The sequence below is a fragment of the Mesorhizobium sp. NPDC059054 genome, from assembly GCF_042739215.1.
In the GTDB taxonomy this organism is placed as follows: Bacteria; Pseudomonadota; Alphaproteobacteria; order Rhizobiales; family Rhizobiaceae; genus Mesorhizobium.
Map to the genome: position 1 here is coordinate 67,864 of NZ_JBHYHV010000004.1, position 22,281 is coordinate 90,144.

The 22,281-nt window shown below is 61.1% G+C and carries 17 protein-coding genes; 5 read left to right on the forward strand and 12 right to left on the reverse strand.

What is annotated here, in order from left to right; genetic code table 11:
- The first annotated feature begins 4 nt into the window (after positions 1-4).
- Both ACFWXH_RS17545 and ACFWXH_RS17550 read left to right on the forward strand, forming a co-directional pair.
- A complete protein-coding gene (locus ACFWXH_RS17545) occupies positions 5-178 on the forward strand; it encodes a hypothetical protein (protein ID WP_379122363.1) in 174 nt (57 codons plus the stop codon).
- Positions 179-338: 160 nt separating this feature from the next.
- The gene (locus ACFWXH_RS17550; RefSeq protein WP_054313661.1) at positions 339-587 is read left to right on the forward strand and encodes a YMGG-like glycine zipper-containing protein; all 249 of its coding nucleotides are present in this window, start codon (positions 339-341) and stop codon (positions 585-587) included.
- A 123-nt stretch (positions 588-710) separates the two neighbouring features.
- Here ACFWXH_RS17550 and ACFWXH_RS17555 read toward each other — a convergent pair whose 3' ends face one another.
- From ACFWXH_RS17555 to xylF, 4 genes are all read right to left on the reverse strand, one after another.
- Entirely contained in the window at positions 711-2,336 is a 1,626-nt protein-coding gene (locus ACFWXH_RS17555; RefSeq protein WP_379122365.1) for a CHASE domain-containing protein, read from the reverse strand.
- Positions 2,337-2,462: 126 nt separating this feature from the next.
- On the reverse strand, positions 2,463-3,251 hold the full coding sequence (locus ACFWXH_RS17560; RefSeq protein ID WP_379122367.1) for an ATP-binding cassette domain-containing protein: 789 nt from the start codon (positions 3,249-3,251) through the stop codon (positions 2,463-2,465).
- A gap of 114 nt (positions 3,252-3,365) precedes the next feature.
- Positions 3,366-4,682 (reverse strand): sugar ABC transporter permease, encoded by a 1,317-nt coding sequence (locus tag ACFWXH_RS17565; RefSeq protein WP_379122369.1) that lies wholly within the window; start codon positions 4,680-4,682, stop codon positions 3,366-3,368.
- 232 nt (positions 4,683-4,914) lie between these two features.
- Positions 4,915-5,955 (reverse strand): D-xylose ABC transporter substrate-binding protein, encoded by a 1,041-nt coding sequence (gene xylF, locus ACFWXH_RS17570; RefSeq protein ID WP_379122371.1) that lies wholly within the window; start codon positions 5,953-5,955, stop codon positions 4,915-4,917.
- 344 nt (positions 5,956-6,299) lie between these two features.
- Between xylF and ACFWXH_RS17575 the strand changes: the two genes are divergently transcribed.
- Positions 6,300-7,535, forward strand: coding sequence for an ROK family protein (locus ACFWXH_RS17575; RefSeq protein ID WP_379122373.1), 1,236 nt, complete (start codon positions 6,300-6,302; stop codon positions 7,533-7,535).
- A 71-nt stretch (positions 7,536-7,606) separates the two neighbouring features.
- Here the strand turns inward: ACFWXH_RS17575 and phoB are convergent, their stop codons facing one another.
- The 7 genes from phoB to ACFWXH_RS17610 all read right to left on the reverse strand — a co-directional run bounded on the left by phoB (position 7,607) and on the right by ACFWXH_RS17610 (position 17,850).
- Positions 7,607-8,296, reverse strand: a complete 690-nt coding sequence (gene phoB / locus ACFWXH_RS17580; RefSeq protein ID WP_054313665.1) for a phosphate regulon transcriptional regulator PhoB — start codon at positions 8,294-8,296, stop codon at positions 7,607-7,609.
- 19 nt (positions 8,297-8,315) lie between these two features.
- Positions 8,316-9,023, reverse strand: a complete 708-nt coding sequence (gene phoU, locus ACFWXH_RS17585) for a phosphate signaling complex protein PhoU (RefSeq protein ID WP_379122375.1) — start codon at positions 9,021-9,023, stop codon at positions 8,316-8,318.
- A 38-nt stretch (positions 9,024-9,061) separates the two neighbouring features.
- Entirely contained in the window at positions 9,062-9,886 is an 825-nt protein-coding gene (pstB, locus tag ACFWXH_RS17590; protein WP_054313667.1) for a phosphate ABC transporter ATP-binding protein PstB, read from the reverse strand.
- A 14-nt stretch (positions 9,887-9,900) separates the two neighbouring features.
- Entirely contained in the window at positions 9,901-11,217 is a 1,317-nt protein-coding gene (pstA, locus tag ACFWXH_RS17595) for a phosphate ABC transporter permease PstA (protein WP_379122377.1), read from the reverse strand.
- On the reverse strand, positions 11,214-12,671 hold the full coding sequence (pstC, locus tag ACFWXH_RS17600) for a phosphate ABC transporter permease subunit PstC (protein ID WP_379122379.1): 1,458 nt from the start codon (positions 12,669-12,671) through the stop codon (positions 11,214-11,216). Before pstC ends, pstA begins: the two co-directional genes overlap by 4 nt.
- Before the next feature lie 95 nt (positions 12,672-12,766).
- On the reverse strand, positions 12,767-13,804 hold the full coding sequence (locus ACFWXH_RS17605; RefSeq protein ID WP_379122381.1) for a substrate-binding domain-containing protein: 1,038 nt from the start codon (positions 13,802-13,804) through the stop codon (positions 12,767-12,769).
- Positions 13,805-14,079: 275 nt separating this feature from the next.
- Positions 14,080-17,850, reverse strand: coding sequence for a response regulator (locus ACFWXH_RS17610; protein ID WP_379122383.1), 3,771 nt, complete (start codon positions 17,848-17,850; stop codon positions 14,080-14,082).
- Between the two features lie 837 nt (positions 17,851-18,687).
- Between ACFWXH_RS17610 and ACFWXH_RS17615 the strand changes: the two genes are divergently transcribed.
- On the forward strand, positions 18,688-19,884 hold the full coding sequence (locus tag ACFWXH_RS17615; RefSeq protein ID WP_379122385.1) for a glycosyltransferase family 4 protein: 1,197 nt from the start codon (positions 18,688-18,690) through the stop codon (positions 19,882-19,884).
- A 10-nt stretch (positions 19,885-19,894) separates the two neighbouring features.
- Positions 19,895-20,947 carry a glycoside hydrolase family 5 protein gene (locus ACFWXH_RS17620; protein ID WP_379122387.1) on the forward strand — a complete coding sequence of 351 codons (1,053 nt, stop codon included), beginning with the start codon at positions 19,895-19,897 and terminating at the stop codon, positions 20,945-20,947.
- Positions 20,948-20,961: 14 nt separating this feature from the next.
- Here ACFWXH_RS17620 and ACFWXH_RS17625 read toward each other — a convergent pair whose 3' ends face one another.
- Positions 20,962-22,272 (reverse strand): UDP-phosphate alpha N-acetylglucosaminyltransferase, encoded by a 1,311-nt coding sequence (locus ACFWXH_RS17625; protein ID WP_379122389.1) that lies wholly within the window; start codon positions 22,270-22,272, stop codon positions 20,962-20,964.
- Between the last annotated feature and the right edge of the window lie 9 nt (positions 22,273-22,281).

A 22,281-nucleotide genomic window follows, 5' to 3' on the forward strand; every position in this document is an offset into this window, starting at 1 on the left:
TGCGGTGACCAGCGACATGCAGGGTTTGGAGCGCGCCGCGCGCCTTTCGCTGGGCAACTTCGATGATCAGCCAGCCGCCCCGGATACAAGACCCCGAAACCTGGGGCCTGGCCCGGTCGTGTTCGCCGTCGTCGGCAGCATGGTGCTGATCGTGGCTCTGATATCGCTCGTCGGATAAACCCCACGTCGGAGCGGCTCGGTCGTTTGCCTCGAAAAAACCACCTTGCAAGCCAAGCGATTGAGGGGGCAGACAAAATCCATCCACCCATGCTAAAGAACCGCTTGGAAGTGGACGCCGCGCTGCAATGCGAGGGACTTCAAGCGAGAGGAGTGAATTGATGCGTAAGACTATTTTGGCACTGGCGGGCGTGCTTGCCCTCAGCGCTTGTACCACCACCGAACAGGACGTTTCCGTCGGCACCGGAGTTGGCGCGCTGATCGGCGGCGCTGTCGGCGGCTGGAAGGGCGCGGCCATCGGCGCGGCCGTCGGCGCCGGCTCGGGCCTGCTGGTCCGCAACCTGCGCAATGGCTACTGCCAGTATCGCGATCCAGACAGTGGCCGGATCTATACCCGCCGTTGCAACTGATCTGCACGGTATTGGAGCGCCGCGCACTCGTTGAGGCGCGCCCAGAGGGCGTTCTGACACCTGAAATCCACGAAAAAGGCCGGCTTGCCGGCCTTTTTTGCGCCTCGCCCCAGCGGCTGTATTTCAGCTCGAATAAGGAAGCCGAATTCTCACCCGCAATCCATCATCGCGGAATTCGCGTTCTATCGTGCCACGCAGCTCGCGCGTGATGTTCATGTCGATCAAGCGCGTACCAAAGCCGGTCTTGGCCGGCGGTTCCAGCTTCGTCTTGCCGGTTTCCGTCCAGTTGAACGCCAATGTCCGTTCGCGCCCTTTACCTTCGACCGTCCAATCCACCCTGAGTGCTCCGACTGAATTGCCGGCCTCGCCATATTTTAGGGCGTTGGTCGCGAGTTCATGGAAGGTAAGCCCGAGCGCCTGAGTCATGGTTTCATCGAGCATGATCTGCGGGCCGGAAAGCAGACCATTCGGCAGTTCTTTCCCGAAGACCTGGCTGAGCTCGACGCGCAGCAAGTCGCCGAGATCGGCCTGTTGACGCCGCGAACGCGTCAGCATGTCCTGCGATGCGGCCATCGACTGAAGCCTTGCCGAAAAGGAGTTCGTAAATTCCTTGAGATCAGCAGAATGCGCAGCCGTCTGGCGGGATATCGCCAGAACACGGGCGATGGAATTCTTGATCCGATGCCGCATCTCCTGAAGCATCAAATCCTTCTCCAGCAGGCTCTTCTCGGTCGTTTCGTGCAATTGTGCGGCCGCATCGAAAGCCCGCTCCTGGTAACGGGCGATCATCGCGATGGTGCCTGCCAGCAGCAGCCCGAACAGGCCGAGCACGACAGGCACGAAGGGCGAAGAGGGTTCGGTGAAGGCAGCGGTCGGCCGCAGCACGATGGCCCAGGGTCGGCCCGCAACCTCGATCATGCGAATGCTCTTGAGACCGAACCCATGCACCGGCGGCTCCTCCGAACGGAACAGCAGATTGTTCGGGTCGATCGACTGATCATAGGCCTCGATATTGACGGGCAGTTGCGGAGCTTTGCCGAGGATCACATCGAACAAGTCGCGTGCACGAAAAATCGCGTAGAGGAACCCCTTCGTGGATGCCACGGGGTCCTGATTCTGCGCCGCGTCCCGTGAGCCAAGCCTGGCGAAGATCACAAACCCTGTGACCATCGATTCCGCCTGATCTTTCCAGCTGGACAGGGGATCGAGCATACGCCGGCCACTCGTATGCAACCCGTTGTCGGCCATCGTCTGTTCCATGGCATTTCGCGACACGGGGTCGGCCGCAACATCGAAACCGAGATAGCGCCGGCTTTCCTTTTCCGCCGGCTCAAGCAGCATCACAGGTGCCTGCCAGGGAACACCGGCAATCGATGAAATCGTCCGGTCGACACCGTAGTTACGCCGTATTTCCTCTTCGGCGGCAGCTTCCTCGCCCGGTCTGACCAGTTTGAGATAGCCCAGGCCAAGCAACCCGGCGAGATTCCCGTCGACGTCGAGCGTCTTGTAGAAATTCTCGAATTCGGCGCGGGAGACATCGCCCGACCGGGCACCGAAGAATGCTTCGGTCGCCCGCAACAGCGACATATGCAGGTCGAGCCTGCTTTCGACGCGATTGACGGCGTCGTCGGCAGCGGCCTCGAACTTGATTCGGGCAGCGTCGCGCGAGGCAAAATAAGCGAAGCCGGCCAGGACAAGGCTGGCCATGGCGACGGCAACGAAAGCAATCGTCGGGAAAAACTTTTTCAAAATCAGCCGCTAGCCCGCAAGAGCCCCCGGTGGTCCTTTTAGACTACGGAAAACCAAACCGAAAGCGGTATGCTTTGTTAGCCTGGTGACGACAAGCGCCCGGGCCGGCATTGCTGACAAATGGTGCTAGGCAGCTTCCTTGAGTGCCCCTGGTCCCGGTATGGCGCCAGGCGGGCATTTGCCCAGAATGATCATGCCCAGCACCTCGTCCTTTGTGACGTCCTGGGTTCGGGCCGTGCCGACAACCTGTCCGTTCTTCATCACGCAGACGCGGTCGGCCAGGTCAAAGACGTCATGGATATCGTGGCTGATCAGGAAGATGCCGAGCCCATCCGTCTTGAGCTGCCTGACAAGCTCGCCCACCTGCGCCGTTTCCTGCGGGCCAAGGGCGGCCGTCGGCTCGTCCATGATCAGGATACGCGCATTGAACAGGATGGCGCGGGCAATCGCCACCGACTGGCGCTGGCCGCCGGACAGTTTGACGACCGGATCCTTGAAGCGCTGGAAGCGCGGATTGAGGCGCCCCATCACCTTGCGCGCCTCTGCTTCCATGGCCGCATCGTCGAGCGTGCCATATCTCGTCATCACCTCCCGGCCTAGGAAAAGGTTGGCGGCGGCGTCGACATTGTCGGCTAAAGCGAGCGTCTGATAGATCGTCTCGATGCCGTATTTCTTGGCGTCGCGCGGATTGGAAATCGCCGCCTCTTCGCCATTGATGAAAATCTGGCCGGAATCGCGCTTGTAGGCGCCGGAGAGGATCTTGATGAAGGTCGACTTGCCGGCACCGTTATGACCGAGCAAGGCTACCACTTCGCCCGGATAGAGATCGCAGGAGGCACCGTCCACGGCACGAATGCCGCCGAAGGCAATGGAGATGTCTTTCATCTCGACGAGCGGAATGCGGTTCTGTTCCATGATCCTGCCCTTTCTGGAGCGTTTCCGATTTTTCCGGAAACGCGGAAACATTTTGACTCTTTGTTCTACGCAATTCCGGACGCAAAACCGCTGCGCACTTTCGCTGGAATTGCTCTAGACGCGCTTGCGGTACATGGTGTCGAGCCAGACGGCGACGACCAGGACCAGTCCCACGACGATGTTCTGCAACGGCGTTTCGAGGCGAAGCAGCACCATTCCAGATTGCAGCGACTGCATCAGCAAGGCGCCCAGCATCGCGCCGATGATCGTGCCGGAGCCGCCGGCGAGCGAAGTGCCGCCAATGACGGCCGCCGCGATCACCAGCAGCTCATCCAGCGTGCCGAGTGAATTGGTCGAAGCGTTGAGACGAGCCGAGGAGACGGCGGCTGCGACCGCAGCCAGCACGCCCATGATCATGAACACCTTCATGGTGACCCAGCGCGTGTTGATACCGGCGAGATTGGCCGCTTCGGGATTGCCGCCAATGGCGAAGACGTAACGACCAAAACGCGTACGGTTGGTGACGAAGGTCATGACAAGCCCGACCGCAACCGCCATCAACACGGGGATGGCCATGCCGTGAGCGATGAAAAGGCCGCCTTCGGGAACCGTGATGTTGTTGGCTTCCGCGTATCTGTTCACCACCCCGACAGGCCACGGATAAGAATTGGCGATCGTCACAGCACCGAGGATGATCGCGCAGGAGACGACACCCAGGAAGACTTCCGCCCAGACCGGGCGCAGAGGAAATTTGAAGCGCTTGCGCTGCACGCGGCCATTGAGCAGCATGGCGACCACCCCGGCGCACGCCGCAAGGCCCAGTATCCAGCTCCAGGTGGACCCAATCGAACCGGCGGGACCGCCGCCCATGAGCTGAAAAGTGGCGTCCATCGGTGCGACCGTGCGACCGCTGGTGATCCACCAGGCAGCGCCGCGCCAGATCAGCAGGCCGCCAAGCGTGACGATGAAGGCCGGCACCTCCAGATAGGCGATGATGAAGCCTTGTAGCGCGCCGATTGCCAGGCCGACCACGATGCCGGTGGCCAACGCGATGACCCACAGCCATGGATTGCCGAGTTGCATGCCCATGACCCGGATCAGGAATTCGGCCTGGGCCACGCCCATGACCATGCCGACGACACCTTCGACAGACCCGACCGACAGGTCGATGTTTCGCATGACGATGACCAACACCATGCCGGTCGCCATGATGGCGACGGACGAGGTCTGCACCGACAGGTTCCACAGATTGCGAGGGGTCAGGAAAAGACCGCCAGACCACAGGTCCAGGCCCACCCAGATGATCACCAAAGCGGCGACCATTCCGAGCATGCGGATATCGAGTTCGGTCGCCTTGAGGAAGCGTCCGATTGCTGTCAGTTCGGCTGCGCGGGCGCGATCGACCGGCGCATTCGAGGTCGTATCAGTCATGATATTCCTCCCACGAGCAATTCCAGCAAAAGTGCGCAGCGGTTTTGCGTTCGGAATTGCATAAAAACAAAGAGTTAGAGCGTTCCGCGTTTCCGAGAAGAGCGGAACGCTCTAACCATGCGCCGTTGCCATGGCGTACCACTCTACCGGGACTTGCCAGTTCCGGGGACAGGAACCGTTGCCAAGACCACGGCACTTGGTGCCGTGGTCTCTTACGTTGCCGTAGACGTGCTTAGTCGCAGGCCTTGACGGAACCGGCCTTCACGCCCTGGCAGACGACATCCTTGGAAACCCAGCCGGCATCGATGACGACGTTGAGATTGTCCTTGGTGATCGCGACCGGTGTCAGGAACACCGACTTGACATTGTTTCCGCCTGGGGTGGTGAAGTCGGTGACGTTTGCGATGTCAGCCATCTTCTTGCCATCGGCGAGCTGGGCCGCGATTTCAGCGGCATTCTTGCCGAGGTCGCGGGCATCCTTGAACACCGAGACGGTCTGCGTGCCGAGTGCGATGCGGTTCAGCGCGGCATGATCGCCATCCTGGCCGGAGACTGGAACCGAACCGGCAAGCCCCTGTGCGGCCAGAGCCGCAATGGCGCCACCGGCAGTGCCGTCATTGGCGGCCACCACGGCATCGACCTTGTTGTCGTTGGCGGTCAGGAACTGCTCCATGTTCTTCTGGGCATTCGCCGGCAGCCAGCCGTCCGTATAGGCCTCGCCGACATTCTTGATCTTGCCGGCATCGATCGCCGCCTTCAGCACTTCCATCGCGCCCGAAAACAGGAAATCGGCGTTCGGGTCGGTGCTGGAGCCCTTGATGAAGACATAGTTGCCTTCCGGCTTCGCGTCGAACACACCCTTCGCCTGCAGGCGGCCAACCTCCTTGTTGTCGAAGGTCAGGTAGAAGACGTCCTTGTTTTCGATGAGGCGGTCATAGGCGATGACCGGGATGCCTTCGTCCACGGCCTTCTGCACAGCCGGACCAATGGCTGAAGTGTCCTGCGCAAGGATGACGAGCGCATTGGCGCCTTGCGAGATCAGGCTTTCAACGTCGGTGAGCTGTTTGCCGGGATTCGATTGCGCATCGGCGGAAATGTACTTGTCGCCCGCCGCTTCGATCGCTTTCTTCATGGCGGCTTCGTCGGTCTTCCAGCGCTCCTCCTGGAAGTTGGACCAGGACACGCCGATCACCTTGTCCTTCGCTTCGGCGACAGCCGAAAGCGCAAGTGTCATCGCGGCACCCGCCAGAATGGCGGCCGTGAATTTCCTCATGTTTTCCTCCCCGCGCCCAAGGGCGCGCTTGTATGCGTTGGCCATTGGAGAAGCTTTTTTTCGAGCTTCGAAAAAATAATCGCGCAGCTACGGCTTTCTGTCAACGGATTTCGAGGTGCCCGCATTATTTTTTTCGAAGCACGAAATAATAGTGACTGAAGCGGTATGTTCTGCCACTATCTGTGGAGGAGCGCGCTGTCGTAACAAGGAAAACGAAACAGGGTTTTGCATTCGTTCTCGCGTCGACCTATGCACGAAGGATGCGCTTTCAGAATACCCATGACGGACCGGGCGCAACGACTTCGGCGCTCGCGCAGCCGGACGGGGGGAGGAACGGCAAGGACATGACTGTCGGGATTCGTCACGACGATTTGCGCCGCAGAAACCGCGCAATGGTGCTTGCCGCGGTGCGTCGTTCCGGTCAACCTTCCCGCACCGAAATCACCGCCATCACCGGCCTCAGCCATTCTACCATTTCCGCAATTTCGTCCGATCTCATCGCCGAAGGCATTCTGCGCGAGGGTCGCAGCGAACCGACGGCATCGAAACGTGGCCGCCCCCAGGTGGGATTGCAGCTCGAGCCGAGCGCGGCGGCTGTCCTGACGGTTGTTCTGTCGCTTAACCTTTTGACGGCCGCGGTCATCGACTATGCCGGCAAGGTCCTCGCCGAGGAAACCTGTCGTCTGGATACGCTGTCGCTGCCGCGGGAAGCGTTGATCATCAAATGCGTCGAAATGGTCAGGCGGCGACTTGACGACAAGAGCCTGACCGAACATCGGGTGCTGCGCATCGCCTTCGCCGTTCAGGGCACAGCCGACTCGCATGCGCGCACCATGCTCTGGACGCCGATCACACCGCATGGCGATATCCCTTTCGCCGACATCCTGGAAAAAGCCTTCAGCATTCCCGTCATCGTCGAGAATGACTGCAACATGATGGCGGTCGCCCTGCGCTGGCGCGGCACGGACCGTTACCGTGACGACTTCATTGCCGTTCTGCTCTCGCACGGCATCGGCATGGGTATCGTGCTCAATGGCGAACTGTTCATCGGCACCCAATCGTCCGGCGGTGAATTCGGACACATGATCCACCAGCCGAAAGGCGCGTTGTGCCGTTGCGGTCGTCACGGTTGTGTCGAAGCCTATGCCGGCAATTACGCAATCTGGCGCAATGCCCACGGCCTCGATGAAAACACCGAACCAGCCGCCGACATTCCGGATGACGAGATGCTGTCCTTGGCGGAAAAGGCTCGCGCCGGCGCCGGTCCGGAACGAGATGCCTATGAGCAGGCCGGATCGGCCCTTGGTTACAGTCTCGGTTCGCTTTTTTCCGTCATCGACCCTGCGCCGGTGACTTTCGTCGGGATCGGCGCGACTGCCTTCGACCTGATTGAACCCGCATTGCGGCGCGCTATTGCCGAGACTGCTGGCGGCCAGCATTCCGATTCGATCGTCTTCGCAACCGAACCCAAGGAACAGATCCTGATCCGTGAAGGCTGCGCCATGCGCGCGCTGACCTTCATCGATCAGGAGATCTTCGCGCTGGGCAGTCCGGCGGCATTGGCGCTTCAGGAGAGCTGAGCGCCGCTCCGTCTTTGTTGGAGCATGATCTTTTCCGAAAACCGGTTCCCACTTTTCGGGATCATGCTCTATCAATCCTCGCGGATGGCGTAACCCGAGCCACGGATCGTGCGGATAACGTCCGGCATACGGCCGTTGTTGACCGCCTTGCGCAGGCGGCCGACATGCACGTCCACGGTGCGTTCATCGATATAGATCGTCTCGCCCCAGACATTGTCGAGCAACTGGCTGCGCGAGAAGACCCGACCGGGGTGGCGCATCATGAATTCCAGCAGCCGGAACTCCGTCGGCCCAAGCCGGATCTCGCTCTTCTTGCGGTAGACCCGGTGCGACTCGCGGTCGAGCACGATATCGCCGACCTTGAGCACGGAAGACAACACTTCAGGCTTGGCGCGGCGCAGCAGCGCCTTCACCCGAGCCATGAACTCCGGCATCGAGAATGGTTTGACCAGGTAGTCGTCCGCGCCGGTGGAAAGACCGCGCACACGGTCGCTTTCCTCACCGCGCGCCGTCAGCATGATGACCGGCAGACGCTCGGTCTCCGGCCGCATCCTGAGCCGCCGGCACAGTTCGATGCCAGATACCGCCGGCACCATCCAGTCGAGCACCAGCAGGTCCGGGACGTTCTCCTGAAGCCTGATCTCGGCTTCGTCACCCCTGGCGACCACTTCGACCTGGTAGCCCTCGGATTCCAGATTGTAACGGAGAAGGACGCCCAACGGCTCCTCATCCTCTACCACCATGACGCGCGGCGCGATCATCTTGCCGTCCGTTCCCTGATCAGGCCGCCGGAACGGCAGCAGCCGTCTCGTCGAGCTTCGGCCGATTGGGCGGCAATTGTTCGCCCGTCAGCACGTAGAAGGCGTTTTCGGCGATGTTGGTGACATGGTCGCCGATGCGTTCGAGGTTTTTGGCGCAGAACAGAAGATGCGTACAGGCCGTGATGTTGCGCGGGTCCTCCATCATATAGGTGAGAAGCTCGCGGAAGACGGACGTATATTTCACATCGACGCGCTCATCGTCGGCCCTAAGCTGGGCGAGCCCCTCTGCATCCCCTGCCGCATACTTTTCGACGACGCCATCGACCTGGCCGAGCACCAGTTGCGCCATGGAATCGATCGAATGTGAGAGATCGCGCGGTGTGGCGCCTTGCCCAACCGCTCCGACACGTTTGGCGATGTTCTTGGCCAGATCGCCGATGCGTTCCAGGTCTCCGGCCATGCGGATGGCACCAACCACGGCGCGCAGGTCCTGCGCCATTGGCTGGCGCTTGGCAATCAGCGTGATAGCCCGGTTATCCAGCTCGCGCTGGCGCGCATCCATGATCGCGTCGTCGGAAACGACGCGTTGGGCAAGTCCGTTATCGGACTTGAGCAGCGCCTTGGTCGAGCTCGCGACCATCGAAGAAGCAAGCTCCCCCATGTCGCTGATGAGCCTGCTGACCTGTCCGAGCTCTTCGTCGAACGAAGCGACGGTATGTTCGCCCATAATTGTGTCCTCGCTTTTCCTCGGCAGCCGTCGCTCACTCAGCCGAAGCGGCCGGTGATGTAGTCTTGCGTGCGCTTGTCGTCGGGATTGGTGAACATCTTGTCGGTGGCACCTTCCTCGACCAGGTAGCCGAGATGGAACATCGCCGTGCGCTGCGAAACGCGGGCGGCCTGCTGCATCGAATGGGTCACGATGACGATCGTATAGTTCTGCCGCAGTTCGTCGATCAGTTCCTCGACCTTGGCAGTGGCGATCGGATCGAGTGCCGAGCATGGCTCGTCCATCAGAATGACTTCGGGCGACACCGCGATCGCGCGTGCAATGCATAGGCGCTGCTGCTGGCCACCCGAAAGGCCGGTGCCCGGCTCGCCGAGGCGGTCCTTCACTTCATTCCAGATCGCGGCCTTCTGCAGGCTGGACTCTACGATGCGATCCATGTCGGCCTTGTTCCTGGCCAGGCCATGGATACGCGGACCGTAGGCGACGTTCTCGTAGATCGATTTGGGGAACGGGTTGGGTTTCTGGAACACCATGCCGACGCGGGCGCGCAACTCCACCACGTCGATCTTCGGATCGTAGATGTCCTCGCTGTCCAACGTGATCTGGCCGCCGACCTTGGCGGAATCAATCGTATCGTTCATGCGGTTGAGGCAGCGCAGAAAGGTCGATTTTCCGCAGCCGGAGGGGCCGATCAGCGCCGTCACCTGGTTCTGGCGAATGTCGAGATTGACGTCGAACAGCGCCTGTTTCTCGCCGTAGTGCACGGTCACCTTGTCGCCGCGCATCTTGATGACTTCGTTCGTCTGGGCGCTCATCTGGCTGCTCACTGCCTGTTCGAGGGTCTTTTCCGTCATGATATTCATATCAGGCTCCCTTTCTACCAGCGCCGTTCGAAGCGGCGCCTGAGCACGATCGCTGTGATGTTCATGGCCATCAGAAAGACCAGAAGGATGATGATTGCGCCGGACATGCGTTCCACGAACGCGCGTTCGGCTTCGTTCGCCCACATGTAGATCTGCACCGGCAGCGCCGTCGCGGGATCGAAGGGGGTCGCCGGATAGTTGGCAACGAAAGCCACCATGCCGATCAAAAGCAGCGGCGCCGTCTCACCGAGCGCGCGCGCCAGGCCGATGATCGTCCCGGTCAGGATGCCGGGCGCAGCCAGCGGCAGGATGTGCTGGAACACCATCTGCATCTTCGAGGCGCCGAGACCGAGCGCGGCCGAGCGGATCGAGGGCGGCACGGCGGCGAGCGCGGCACGTGTGGCGATGATGATGGTCGGCAGCGTCATCAGCGTCAGCACCAGACCGCCGACGAATGAAGCCGAACGCGGCATGCCGAGGAAGTTGACGAAGACGGCAAGCCCGAGCAGGCCGAAGACGATCGAGGGCACCGCTGCCAGATTGTTGATGTTGACCTCGATCAGGTCGGTGAAGCGGCTCTTCTTGGCGAATTCCTCGAGGTAGATCGACGCTGCGACACCGATCGGCAGCGCAAGCAGCAGCACGATCACCATCATGTAGAACGAGCCGATGATGGCGACACCGAGACCCGAGGTTTCAGGCCGGCTGGAAGCACCAAAAGTGAACAGGCCAGTGTTGAAACGCTCGGCCATCGCGCCATCGGCCTTGAGCTTGTTCATCCACTCGACCTGCTGGTCGGAGACCTTGCGACGCTCTTCCGGAACCGTGAGGTCGATCTGGCCCTTGAACGCTGAATCGAGATTGGCGCCAGCAAGGATGTCGACATTGCGGGTGGTGCCGATCACGGCCGGATCGGAAACGACCACATCGCGCAACTGCACACGGGATCCGTCGGACAGGAAGCCCTTCAGCCTCGTCATCATCGGCTTGTTCTTCGGATCGATACCAAGCTTCTCGGCCAGCGCTTTCTGCGCCAGGGCCGGGTAGTTCGCGGTGACCAGAACGCTCGGATCCGTCGCCCGCTTGTTGTCCGGATCGATCACCTTCTCTTCGAAATTGATCGGCAACGACACCGTCGTCTGCCAGAAGGAGGTGTAGCCCTTGGTCAGAATCGACAGAAGCATGACGACCAGGAAGGCCAGGCCGACCAGGATCGCCAGCACACCATAGAGGCGGAAACGGCGTTCTGCGGCGTAGCGGCGCTTGAGGCCGATGTCGCGGCGCGCGGGAGGTGTGGCGGTAGCGACCGTATCCAGGGTGACGTCGGTCATTCGTACTGCTCCCGGTATTTGCGCACGATATAGAGGGCGACGATGTTCATCACCAGCGTCAGCACGAACAGCGTGATGCCGAGCGCAAAGGCGACAAGCGTCTGCGGCGAGTTGAACTCGAGATCGCCGGTCAGCTGATTGACGATCTTGACGGTGATGGTGGTCATTGCTTCGAATGGGTTGAGCGTGAGGTTGGCGGCAACACCGGCGGCCAGCACCACGATCATGGTTTCGCCGATGGCGCGCGAGGCGGTGAGCAGGATGGCACCCACGATGCCGGGCAAGGCCGCAGGCAGGATCACACGCTTGATCGTCTCCGACCGCGTGGCACCAAGGCCAAGCGAGCCATCACGCATGGCACGCGGCACCGCCGTGATGATGTCGTCGGACAACGAAGACACCACCGGGATCAACATCACGCCCATCACCAGGCCGGCGGTCAGGATAGACTGCGCCTGGATGAAGGAGGCTCCACCGGCAAGAGCCGCGCTGAGGTCGCGCAGGAAAGGTCCAAGCGTGACGAGTGCGAAGATGCCGTAGACGATGGTTGGGATGCCGGCCAGCAGTTCGAGTGCCGGCTTCACCGTGGCACGCACCTTCGGCGCGGCGTATTCAGCCATATAGACCGCCGACATCAGGCCGATCGGCACCGCGACAAGCAGCGCGACGAAGGCGATGTAGAGCGTACCGGCAAGCAGCGGGATCAGGCCGAACTGGCCTTCGGAAGCGCCGGCGCCAGCCGCAGCGAAACGTGGATCCCAGACAGTACCGAAGAAGAACTGCATCGGCGGCACGCGGTTGAAGAAGTTCAACGTCTGGAACAGCATCGACAGCACGATGCCGATCGTCGTCAGGATGGCGATGGTCGAGGCGCCGAGCAGCCCCCACAGCATCAGCCTTTCGACGTTGTTGCGGGCACGTGCGCGGAGCTGCACCTGCGAAATTCCGTAGAAGGCGCCGGCTAGTGCGAGGCCGATCGTGCCGATGGCGCCGATCAATCCAAGCCTGTCGGAGGCCTGGTTGGCCTCAGCGGCGATCGGAATCATGTAGTCCTGCGTGTCGGTTGCGAGCGCCACGCCCTTGGCAGCGAGAAGCGGCTGCAATTCAGCGAAGGTTGCCGGCAATGCCGCCAGTTGCTGTGCATCGAGCTTGCGCAGGCCGTTGGCGAGGCTCTTGGTCAGGCTGACCGCCAGCGGTTCGCTGGCCACGCCGGTCTCGGCCGGCATCTGCGCATGCAAGTGGCTGTTGAGATAGACGGAGGAGCCGATGCTCCACAGAGCCAGGAAAAGGACCGCGGGCAGAACACCCAGCAGGAACGCCCACCAGCCATGATAGTGAGCACGTGAATGCGGCTTGACCTTGCCGTCGTCCTGCGCTGCCGCGCGCTGTCTTGCGATGACGAAGGCGACTATGCCGATGACAACTACGATTGCCAGCACGAGCATGGATGACATGGGGCGGCCTCTGAAAGCTCACGAAAGCTGCCGACCGCAAGCCGACAGCGGCGACCGGGGCGCAGGTCGAACCTGCACCCCGGTACCTGGGAGGATTACAGCGACTTGCCGGCGTCGAAGGCTTCGCGCTGGGCCTTGCGCTCTCCCTCGGGGGCGGCAACCAGGCCATACTCAGCCAGCGGGCCTTCCGGACCGACCATCTGGTCATCCAGGAAGAAGTCGACATATTCCTTGAGACCCGGAACGACACCGAGATGCGCCTTCTTCACGTAGAAGAACAGCGGACGCGACACCGGATACTCGCCCTTGGCGATGGTCTCGGTCGACGGAGTGATGCCGGAAACGGTGGCAACCTTCAGCTTGTCGGCGTTGTTTTCATAGAAAGCGAGGCCGAACACGCCAACGCCGGTCTTGTTGCTGTCGATACGGGCGAGCGTCTCGGTATAGTCGCCGTCGATGTCGACAGCCTTGCCATCCTTGCGCACGGCCTTGCAGGCAGCTTCCGCGGCCTTGTCGTCAAGACCGCCAGCCTTGCCGGCTTCCACGCCGCCGAGCGTCTTGCAGCCGGCGATCAGCAGCTTCTCTTCGAAGACTTCGCGGGTGCCGTGCTTTTCGCCCGGGATGTAGGCAGCGATATCCCAGTCCGGGAGCTTCGGATTGACCTGGTTCCACTTGGTGTTCGGGTTGTCGACCAGCTTGCCGTCGACCACGATCTTGGCGGCGAGCGCCTTGTAGACGTCTTCTGGGGCCAGCGCCCAATCCGGACCCTTGATGTCGGTGGCGAAGACGATGCCGTCATAGCCGATCTTGACTTCCTGGATGTCCTTCACGCCGGCGTCCTGGCAGGACTTCACTTCGTCCTTCTTGATCGGGCGCGAGGAGTTGGCGATGTCGATGGTGTTTTCGCCGACGCCCTTGCAGAATTCCTTGATGCCGGCGCCCGAACCGCCGGACTCGACCACCGGGGTCTTGAAGTTCGAGAAGGTTTCGCCGAACTGCTCGGCAACGATCTTGGCATAAGGAAGCACGGTCGAAGAACCGGCAACCTGAATCTGGTCGCGCGCGGCGGCATAGCCGGCCGATGCAGCGAGCGCGAAGGCAGCAGCCGACGCGGTAAGAAGGGCTTTTTTCATTGGGCCTGCTCCTGTTAGGAAGGTGGTCTTTCGACGCCTTTCCTGTGGCGCCGGGTGAGCCCATAGCGCTCGTTTATTACAGTCGCATGACAGTTTCGTGTCACCCCGGTAACGCGCTTTGCGCAGGCCGGCAAAGCTCCGCCGAGTCCATTTCAGGGAAAGCTTGGATTCTCGCTGCAAATCAGGGGCTTGCGGTGACTCGATCCTCATGCGAGCCGGCAAACGACTTTTTTGCCAAATTTCTGAAAACTGTAGGTGATCGTGACGCCGGCTTTCTATCCGGCGCTGCGGTAGGCTCCGGCTTTGCCGCCAAGCCAGCGATCGAGCTTTTCAAGCAGGGCTTTCGGGCTGATCGGCTTGGGCAGGTAATCATCCATGCCAGCTTCCAGGCAGCGTTCCCGATCTCCCTTCAGCGCATGGGCCGTAACGCCAACGATCGGCACATGCGTGCCATCTCCAGCCTCGCGTTTGCGGATTTCGCCCGTCGCCTCGAGGCCATTCATCTCCGGCATCGAGACATCCATCAGGATCATGCGCGGCTTCAGTCGACCCGATGCCTCCAGCGCCTGCTGGCCATTGCCGACGATTTCGAAACTGTAGTCGGTATCGGCCAGGATCTGGGTGAAAACCAGCTGGTTCACCTCATTGTCCTCGGCAACGAGAATGTCGAGCCCACCATCGCTGCCCGCGACCTCGGGATGGGAAAGAACCGGCACGGCCTGTTCTGAAGTTTCGATTTTGGCCGCGCGCAAAACCGATGCCTGGGTTTTGAGAGTGTTGTTCGTGGTCGGCGTGTATGGAGACATGCCACCCCTATGTTTCTGGATGGTCGACACCAACGCTTCCAGGAGTATCGACGAGCGAGCCGGCTTGATGAGATGCGCGGCGATACCAAGATCACGATAGCTGGCATTGGACAGCGTCTGGTCGACCGAGGTCAGCATGATGATGGGCGTGCTGGAAAGGCCTTCGGTGTTGCGGATCACACGTGCGACTTCCGCACCGGTCATTTCAGGCATCTGATAGTCAAGCACCACGCAATCGACCGGTACGCCATAGGCTGCCGCCGCCGCCAGAACTTTGAGCCCTTCCGGCCCGCTCGCCGCAGCGCAGGAATCGAACGACCACGATGCCATCTGTTCGCTGAGGATCGAGCGGTTCACCGCATTGTCATCGACAATGAGCACGCGGGCGCCAGTCACATCGATGGGCAATACGCGCTGCGCCTCGGTCTGCTCCGCGCTCGTCAACCTCAGCGTGAACCAGAACGTCGAGCCTTTGCCTTCGGTGCTCTCGACTCCAATTTCACCATCCATCAGTTCCACAAGCCGCGACGTGATTGCCAGCCCAAGACCGGTTCCTTCATGGCGCCGTGTCGAGGAGGTATCGACCTGGCTGAACTTCTCGAAGACCTGGGCAAGTTTTTCCCTTGGAATACCGATTCCTGTGTCCGTCACGGAGATCGTCAACTTGGTGCCGGATGGCATCTTCTGACCGGTGACATCGACCAGGACATGGCCCTCGTCGGTGAACTTCACCGCATTGCCGAGCAGATTGGTGACGATCTGGCGAATGCGTCCGACATCGCCGACAAACATCCCGTCAAGGCCGGGCTGAACACGCACGATCAGTTCGAGGTCTTTCTCCTTGGCTCGCGTCGAAACCAGCGTGGCAACATCCTCGATGGCTTCGGCGAGGTTGAACGGCGCCGGATCGAGCACGAGCTGGCCGGCATCGATCTTGGAGAAGTCGAGGATGTCGTTGATGATGGTGAGCAGCGCGTTGCCGGACTTCACAATGATGTCGGTGAAGGTCTTCTGTTTGGCGTCGAGGTCCGACTTGGAGAGCAACTCAGCCATGCCAAGCACGCCATTCATCGGCGTGCGGATCTCGTGGCTCATATTGGCCAGGAATTCCGACTTGGCGCGATCTGCCAGCACCGCACGCTGGCGAGCTTCCGTCAATTCGGCCTCGCGTTCCTTCAGCTCAGTGATGTCGGTGGTCGATCCGATCAGATAAAGCGATCCATCCGATCCGATCATCGCGCTCTTGCGCGCGAACTGGTGACGTGTGGAGCCGTCGGTCGCGGTGATTTCTTCCTCGACCTCGCAAGTCTTGCCCGTGCGCAGGACAGCCAGGTCGCCTTCGACGAAGGCCTGGCCTTCGTCGCCGAAGATTTCGACATCGGTGCGGCCGATCGCATCCTCGCGGGCCACGCCCGTGAGCTCGCACCAGCCTTCGTTCACGTAGAACAGCCTGAGATCCGATCGTTTGGCGTAGATCGAGACGGGAACGTTGTCGATCAATGAGCGGAACACCTCGTTCTCGCTCATCGATTCCTGCAAGGCCCGTTCACGGTCCTTCAGTTCGGAGATATCGACACGCACGCCGATGAACGTGCCATCTTCGGTGCGCATGTCGAAAGCCTGATACCAGCGCCCGTCGGGATTCTGGCGCTCGAAGCTGGAGCTGCTTTGACGGCAGCGGACCATCATGGCATCCAGCCATCCTTCGCGATCCACCTCGTAGAGTTCGTCGATCGCGGGGTCTCCACTGAGCCGGAAGCAGCCATTGTCATGGCCGAGCTCCAGGGAATCGCGGAAACTATGTCCCACTTGCCAGGCAGGCTGCAGCACGGGGATGGAATCCAGCAGCTTCCTGTTGGCGAAAACGAACTGATCGTTCCGATCGTAGATCAGCACGCCCGCCGGCAGCGATTCCAGCACACTGGCGAGATAGCGGCGAGCTTCTTCGGCTTCGGCCTCGCGCTTCTTCACTTCCGAGACGTCGACATACGAAATCAGCCGCTTGCCACCGGACAGTTTCGTCACCGAATAGATCATGGTGTGACCGTCAGCCCGGCGAAACTCGCGCGGCGCGACATCGCCGGCCCTGATTTCGGCGACACGGGAGGCGACGTAGTCTTCCCAATGCTCGTCGGCGATGTCGTAAACGCCATTGTAGCGATTGACGTCCATCAGCGCCCGGAACGGGCAGCCCACCGATACCTGCTCGGCCGTGACCTTCCAAATGTCGTAAAAAGCGCGGTTGATGATCTCTGCATTCATCGCGGCATCGAGAATGATGACACCCATGGTCATGGAATCGATGGTCCGCTGCAGATCGGACTGCAATTCGCGCCCGCGCTCTCCGGCGGCCGCCGCCTCCGACCGGCTCGCCTCGAATTCGGTGACATCGGTACAGATCGAGATGGTTCCGCCTTCGGCACCGTGCATTTCGCGATGCATGATGATGCGGCCATCGGCGAAGCGCAGGATTGAAGATGAGGACTGCGCGTTACGCCGCTTGTCCAGCACGGCATCGCGCCAATCATCCCGGCTCAGGGTTTCGGTGTTCCAGAAATCGCGCTCGAGCCCGGCTTCGATAATATCCCGAAAGGTCGTGCCCTTGCGGATGATATCGGCAATGCCGTGGTACATCACCGGCAAAGCGTGATTGTAGAGCACGAGCCGGTCTTCGGCATCGTAGTAACACACGGCATCGCTCATCGCGTTGAGCGCACCCATCATGTGATCGACATGGGCTTCGTGCGAATGGGCATTCTGGTCCGGCTGACTTTTCGTGTCTTCCAGCGCCTCGACGATCGCGGTGACGTTGCGGGCAATTCCGCGATAACCGCTGAATCGACCATCGGCATCGAACGTCGGAAATCCCGAGGTTGAAACCCAGCGGAAGCCCGGAGCACTGTCCTTGGGCCGATAGACAAAATCCTTGAACGGGCGGCGTTCCTGCAGATTTTCCAGATGAGCGGTTGCGCTCTCGCTGCCTTTTTGCACCTGATCGAGGAAATCGAACCGGAAATGCCCGATGACGGTGTCCGGCTCGTTGCCTGTCACCGTTCGATAGCTCTCGGAGAGCCAGGAAAAGCGGAGATCCGCATCGGTCTCCCACAGCCAGCCGGAGTCGGCCGCGATCAATGCATGCAAGGTTTCCCGGGAAAGGGTCTCGCCAGCGGTTGCCAGTCTGATCGCGTCATGTCCGTTTGCCGCCGGAGACACGTCGGCCCCGATCGTTTCGCCCGCCATAGCCACCCCCTCACCCAAAGCCCAGCCGCCTTCCCCAAGCCGGCGGCCAAATCTGCCCGAGAAGGTTTAATGGGCAATTAACCTTAACAAATCGGAACCAGCACACATGCCTGGTTGTTCTGTCGGTCAGGCGGTTGCGGTGGATGCGCCATGCGAGTAATGGAAATCCCCGGAATGATGCGGATGCGGCCATATATTCTGGGAATGATACTCTGCCTGCCGATGGCGGTGGGCGGTTGCGCGCGCACCGATGACGGAACGGTAGTCATCCCCCCATCCATGGACATGCGGCGCGCCTGGTTGCGTAACGAACCTTCCGTGCAGACGCCACCTGTCGAAAGCGGCGCAGAGGTCTTCCCTGTCGGCCCGATGGCGGAACCCCCGGCACCACGCAGACCAATGTCCCAGCGCCGGAAACAGCGTCTGCCCGCTCGCCCGGCATCGGCATCCCGGCTCAATGCCCAGCCCGCTCCCCAGGCCTCGGCACCGATTGCTTGCGGCGAAGCCCGGCAGGCTGACGGGCGAGTGCATGTGACCTGCAAATAGGTGGGCGGATATCGGCGCCAGCGCGCCAATTTCCTCCATGCGACCAGCAGCTTGCGACCTGATTCACCAAGCTGTGTTTTTTGCCTCCCCCAGAACAGCCGAACTCGTATCGATTAACCCGGCCTTAGCCTCTCAACGGCCTTTGTGATATCCGCTAGAGCAATTCCAGGAAAAGTGCGCAGCGGTTTTCCATCCGGAATTGCGTAAAAACAAAGAGTTGGAGCGGTTCCGCGTTTCCGTAGAAACGGAAATGCTCTTGACCAGAGCCTGCCACCGCAGCCGAGAGCCCTTATGCCTGTGACGTCCGCCAACCCGACTTCCGACCGCAGCGCGCCGCTTGCCGTGCAGGTGGTGCGACAGTATCTGCCCAACCGGGGCGGGCTCGAGGAAGTCGTCGCCAACCTGGCCGGCCAGCTCCTGCGACAGGGCTACCGCGTTCGTGTCGTGACACTCGACCGGCGTTTTACCGCACTCGATGAAACCTTGCCCTCGAAAGAAATCATCAACGGGGTTGAGGTGGTGCGTATTCCGTTCTCCGGTAGCACGCGTTATCCGGTCGCGCCGCAGGTTTTTCGGCATATCGGCGACGCCGACATTGTTCATGTGCACGCCATCGATTTCTTCTTCGATGCCCTGGCCTGGGCGCAGCTCTTTCACGGCAGACCGATGATCGCCACCACCCATGGCGGCTTCTTCCACACCGAAAAATACGCCGGCTTGAAGACGATATGGTTCAACACCGCGACGCGGCTTTCCGCCCTCGCCTATCGGCGTTTGATCGGTTGCAGCGCGCAGGATACGCGGACCTTTCAAGCCATTGCCGGCAGCCGTGTCGTCCAGATCGACAACGGTGTCGACACGCGGAAATTCGCCGATTCCGGTTCGCGTCAAGCGGTGCGCCACATGGTCACGCTCGGCCGTTTCTCGGTCAACAAGCGGCTGGACAATCTGCTCGACGCGACCCGGGCGCTGGTTTCGAGATCCGGGCACTGGCATCTCGATATCGTCGGCGTGCCGGGCGACCAGAGTGTGGCCGATGTTGAACGCATGATTGCCGAACGTCATCTGGGCGATCATGTCGCCATGCATATCGGCCTTTCCAACGAAGAAATCCGGGGCGTTCTCGGCAAATGCTCGCTCTTTGCCTCGGCTTCGGATTATGAGGGCTTCGGCCTCGTCGCCGTGGAGGCGCTGAGTGCTGCTCTCATGCCATTGCTCAACACCAACACCGCCTATAGCGATCTGGCCTCGAAACATCCCGAAATCCGCCTCAGCGATTTCGCCGACAGCGATGCCACGGCCATGGCAATCGAAACGGCATTCGACGCGCTTGCAGCAGATACGGCCGGCTACCGCAACGCTGCCATGCGGACAGCGGACGGCTATTCCTGGGACCACGTCGCCGAACGCTATCTCGCGGTCTATCGCGAGGTGCTGGGCGCACGCGCACCGGCTGCGGCCATGACAGTCACCTCGGAAGCAGGCTAGGACATCGCATATGGCCCGTTCCCGCCTCCCGAAAACCTTGATCACCTTGATCGCATCCACGATCCTGGCATCGAACGCGGCGTTCGCGGACTGCTTGAGAGGCGTCAACCTGGCCGGTGCGGAATTCGGAGAGCCTCCTGGTGCCTACGGCAAGGACTTTATCTACCCCAGCGACGCCACGATCAGCTATTTCGCCGGGAAGAGCTTCAATGCCGTGCGCCTGCCCTTCCTGTGGGAGCGCCTGCAGCCGACCCTCAACGAACCTTTCGATCAGGCCGAGCACACGCGGCTGACCGATACGGTGGCGAGGCTCAAGGGGGCGGGCATGACCGTCATCCTCGACGTGCATAACTACGCTCGTTATCGCAGCGAGTTGATCGGCTCGGATGCCGTGCCCAATGCCGCCTTTGCCGATTTGTGGAAGCGCTTGGCCAGCCAATACCGCAACGACCCGTCAATCCAGTTCGGTTTGATGAACGAACCGCACGATGTCGCCGCTGCGCAATGGCTCGCTGCCGCCAATGCCGCGATTTCAGCGATCCGGCAAGCCGGCGCCGGCAACCTGATCCTGGTGCCAGGCACCAATTGGACAGGCGCCCACAGTTGGCTGAGCGATGATCCTGAAGCGGCAAACGGCACCGTCATGCTGGGTGTCGAGGATTCGGCCAACAACTATGCCTACGAAGTGCATCAGTATCTCGACAGCAACTTCTCCGGCACGCACAAGACGTGCGAACGGGCCGATGATGCCGTGACCGCGCTCAAGGATGTCACCGGCTGGCTGCAGAAAAACGGCAAACGCGGCTTCCTTGGCGAATTCGGTGGCGCCCCCAACAAAGTCTGCACGGACGGCATCGCCGCCATGGCCGATTTCGTCGACAAGAATCCGGACACGTGGACCGGCTGGACCTACTGGGCCGGTGGCGATTGGTGGCCGGAAAGCGAAGACATGAACATCCAGCCGACAAAAAAAGGCGATCGGCCGCAGTTGCAGGCATTGGAGGCTGCGGGAACGCTACCGGCCCGCAAGGGTGCCTGCCCCGCACTTGAGAAGAAGGGCTGACCGGGAAAGCCTTGCTACCGCGCCAGCACGGACTGGCGGGCCGGTGTCACGCCTGCACTCGGCTTATCCGCGGCAGGTGTCCTGTAGGCATTCGAGGTACCAAGCAGGAACCACAACAGCGCGGCGGTCTTGATCGAATAGAACGAGTCGCTGATCAGCATCAGAAGCAGCAGATAGACCATCACCATGCAATGAAACCGCCAGGCGCGCGCTTCAGCGGACGGTGCATGGACAAGGATCGCCCACAGCGCCACGAAGCCGAAGATGCCGAACGCGGTCAGCGAGTAGGCGAGACCGGAATCGGCCGTGAACTGCGTGGTCTGCTCGGTGCCGAGCACCACTGCAGCCGGAAGCTGGGTCAGGATATGCGCGGTCACCATGAACCGGCCGGCGAGATCGTTCGCCCCGCCGCCGGTACCGGTCATGATGCCATAGGTCGCCAGAACCGCCAGCAGGAGAAATGGCAGGATGGTCCAGGCGAGCCTCGGCACGAGGTTGTAGAAAGGGTAGACCACTGTGATGAGGACACAGCTGTAGAGGCCGAAACGCGCGTCTGCGAGCACGATGACGGTGAGAGCGATCACCAACCCCAGCCAGAAGCCTTTGAATGCGCGGCCGCGATAGAGTGTCCACGCATAGACGATGACAGCGAAATTGCCCATCGACACCGGTTCGAGGAAGACCGAGGAGACGCGGTGCTGGCCAAGGAAAGGCAGGATGGTGCGCGGTTCCGGGCGTGTGCCGGAAATGAACAATCCCTGCGTGGCGCCGAACAACTGGTCCGCGGTGACCGTGCCGCGAGCCAGATAATAACCGATGACGTTGAAATAGGAGATGTAGGTGTCGACCGCGAGGTATTCGAAAAGCCCGGCGGCGATCACGATGAAGCCGCTTGCCAGCACCAGCCGGTCGCCCAGCTGCGGATCGCGCAGGCGCGCGCCGGCGAAGTAGAAGGCGATCGGAATCAGGATATCGCGCACCGATTTCAGGTTGAGCTGGCCGCCCCGCAGCGCGAAGATGAGCAGCATGTAGCTGACAAACAAGCCAAGCAACAGATAGAGCGGCGCGCGCCTTGTCGACGCGACGATGAACACCGTGCCGACGATCATCATCTCGGACAGCATCACATAGCCGTCGGTGATGTGCGTGACCCTCGTATTCACGAAGCAGAGGAAGAAGTTGAACACCAGCGCCGCGATCACCGTCACGACCGCCAGGAGCCGGATCAACCCAGGCGCCACCGCCTCAGCTGCAGCTGGTCTTGTCGAAGCCGTGCGCGGCAATTCCCCGCCCCAGCCTCGCGCGGCCGCGGTTGCCGCGCTCACGATCCAGCC

Excerpts from the sequence above, each read along its gene's own strand:
- pstC (WP_379122379.1), bottom strand. The coding sequence starts at position 12,671 with ATGTCATCCATGCTCGTGCTGGCAATCGTAGTTGTCATCGGCATAGTC.
- ACFWXH_RS17575 (WP_379122373.1), top strand. The coding sequence starts at position 6,300 with ATGACTGTCGGGATTCGTCACGACGATTTGCGCCGCAGAAACCGCGCA.
- ACFWXH_RS17610 (WP_379122383.1), bottom strand. The coding sequence starts at position 17,850 with ATGGCGGGCGAAACGATCGGGGCCGACGTGTCTCCGGCGGCAAACGGA.
- phoB (WP_054313665.1), bottom strand. The coding sequence starts at position 8,296 with ATGATCGCGCCGCGCGTCATGGTGGTAGAGGATGAGGAGCCGTTGGGC.
- ACFWXH_RS17620 (WP_379122387.1), top strand. The coding sequence starts at position 19,895 with ATGGCCCGTTCCCGCCTCCCGAAAACCTTGATCACCTTGATCGCATCC.
- pstB (WP_054313667.1), bottom strand. The coding sequence starts at position 9,886 with ATGAATATCATGACGGAAAAGACCCTCGAACAGGCAGTGAGCAGCCAG.
- xylF (WP_379122371.1), bottom strand. The coding sequence starts at position 5,955 with ATGAGGAAATTCACGGCCGCCATTCTGGCGGGTGCCGCGATGACACTT.
- ACFWXH_RS17615 (WP_379122385.1), top strand. The coding sequence starts at position 18,688 with ATGCCTGTGACGTCCGCCAACCCGACTTCCGACCGCAGCGCGCCGCTT.
- ACFWXH_RS17560 (WP_379122367.1), bottom strand. The coding sequence starts at position 3,251 with ATGGAACAGAACCGCATTCCGCTCGTCGAGATGAAAGACATCTCCATT.
- pstA (WP_379122377.1), bottom strand. The coding sequence starts at position 11,217 with ATGACCGACGTCACCCTGGATACGGTCGCTACCGCCACACCTCCCGCG.
- ACFWXH_RS17550 (WP_054313661.1), top strand. The coding sequence starts at position 339 with ATGCGTAAGACTATTTTGGCACTGGCGGGCGTGCTTGCCCTCAGCGCT.
- ACFWXH_RS17605 (WP_379122381.1), bottom strand. The coding sequence starts at position 13,804 with ATGAAAAAAGCCCTTCTTACCGCGTCGGCTGCTGCCTTCGCGCTCGCT.
- ACFWXH_RS17565 (WP_379122369.1), bottom strand. The coding sequence starts at position 4,682 with ATGACTGATACGACCTCGAATGCGCCGGTCGATCGCGCCCGCGCAGCC.
- phoU (WP_379122375.1), bottom strand. The coding sequence starts at position 9,023 with ATGGGCGAACATACCGTCGCTTCGTTCGACGAAGAGCTCGGACAGGTC.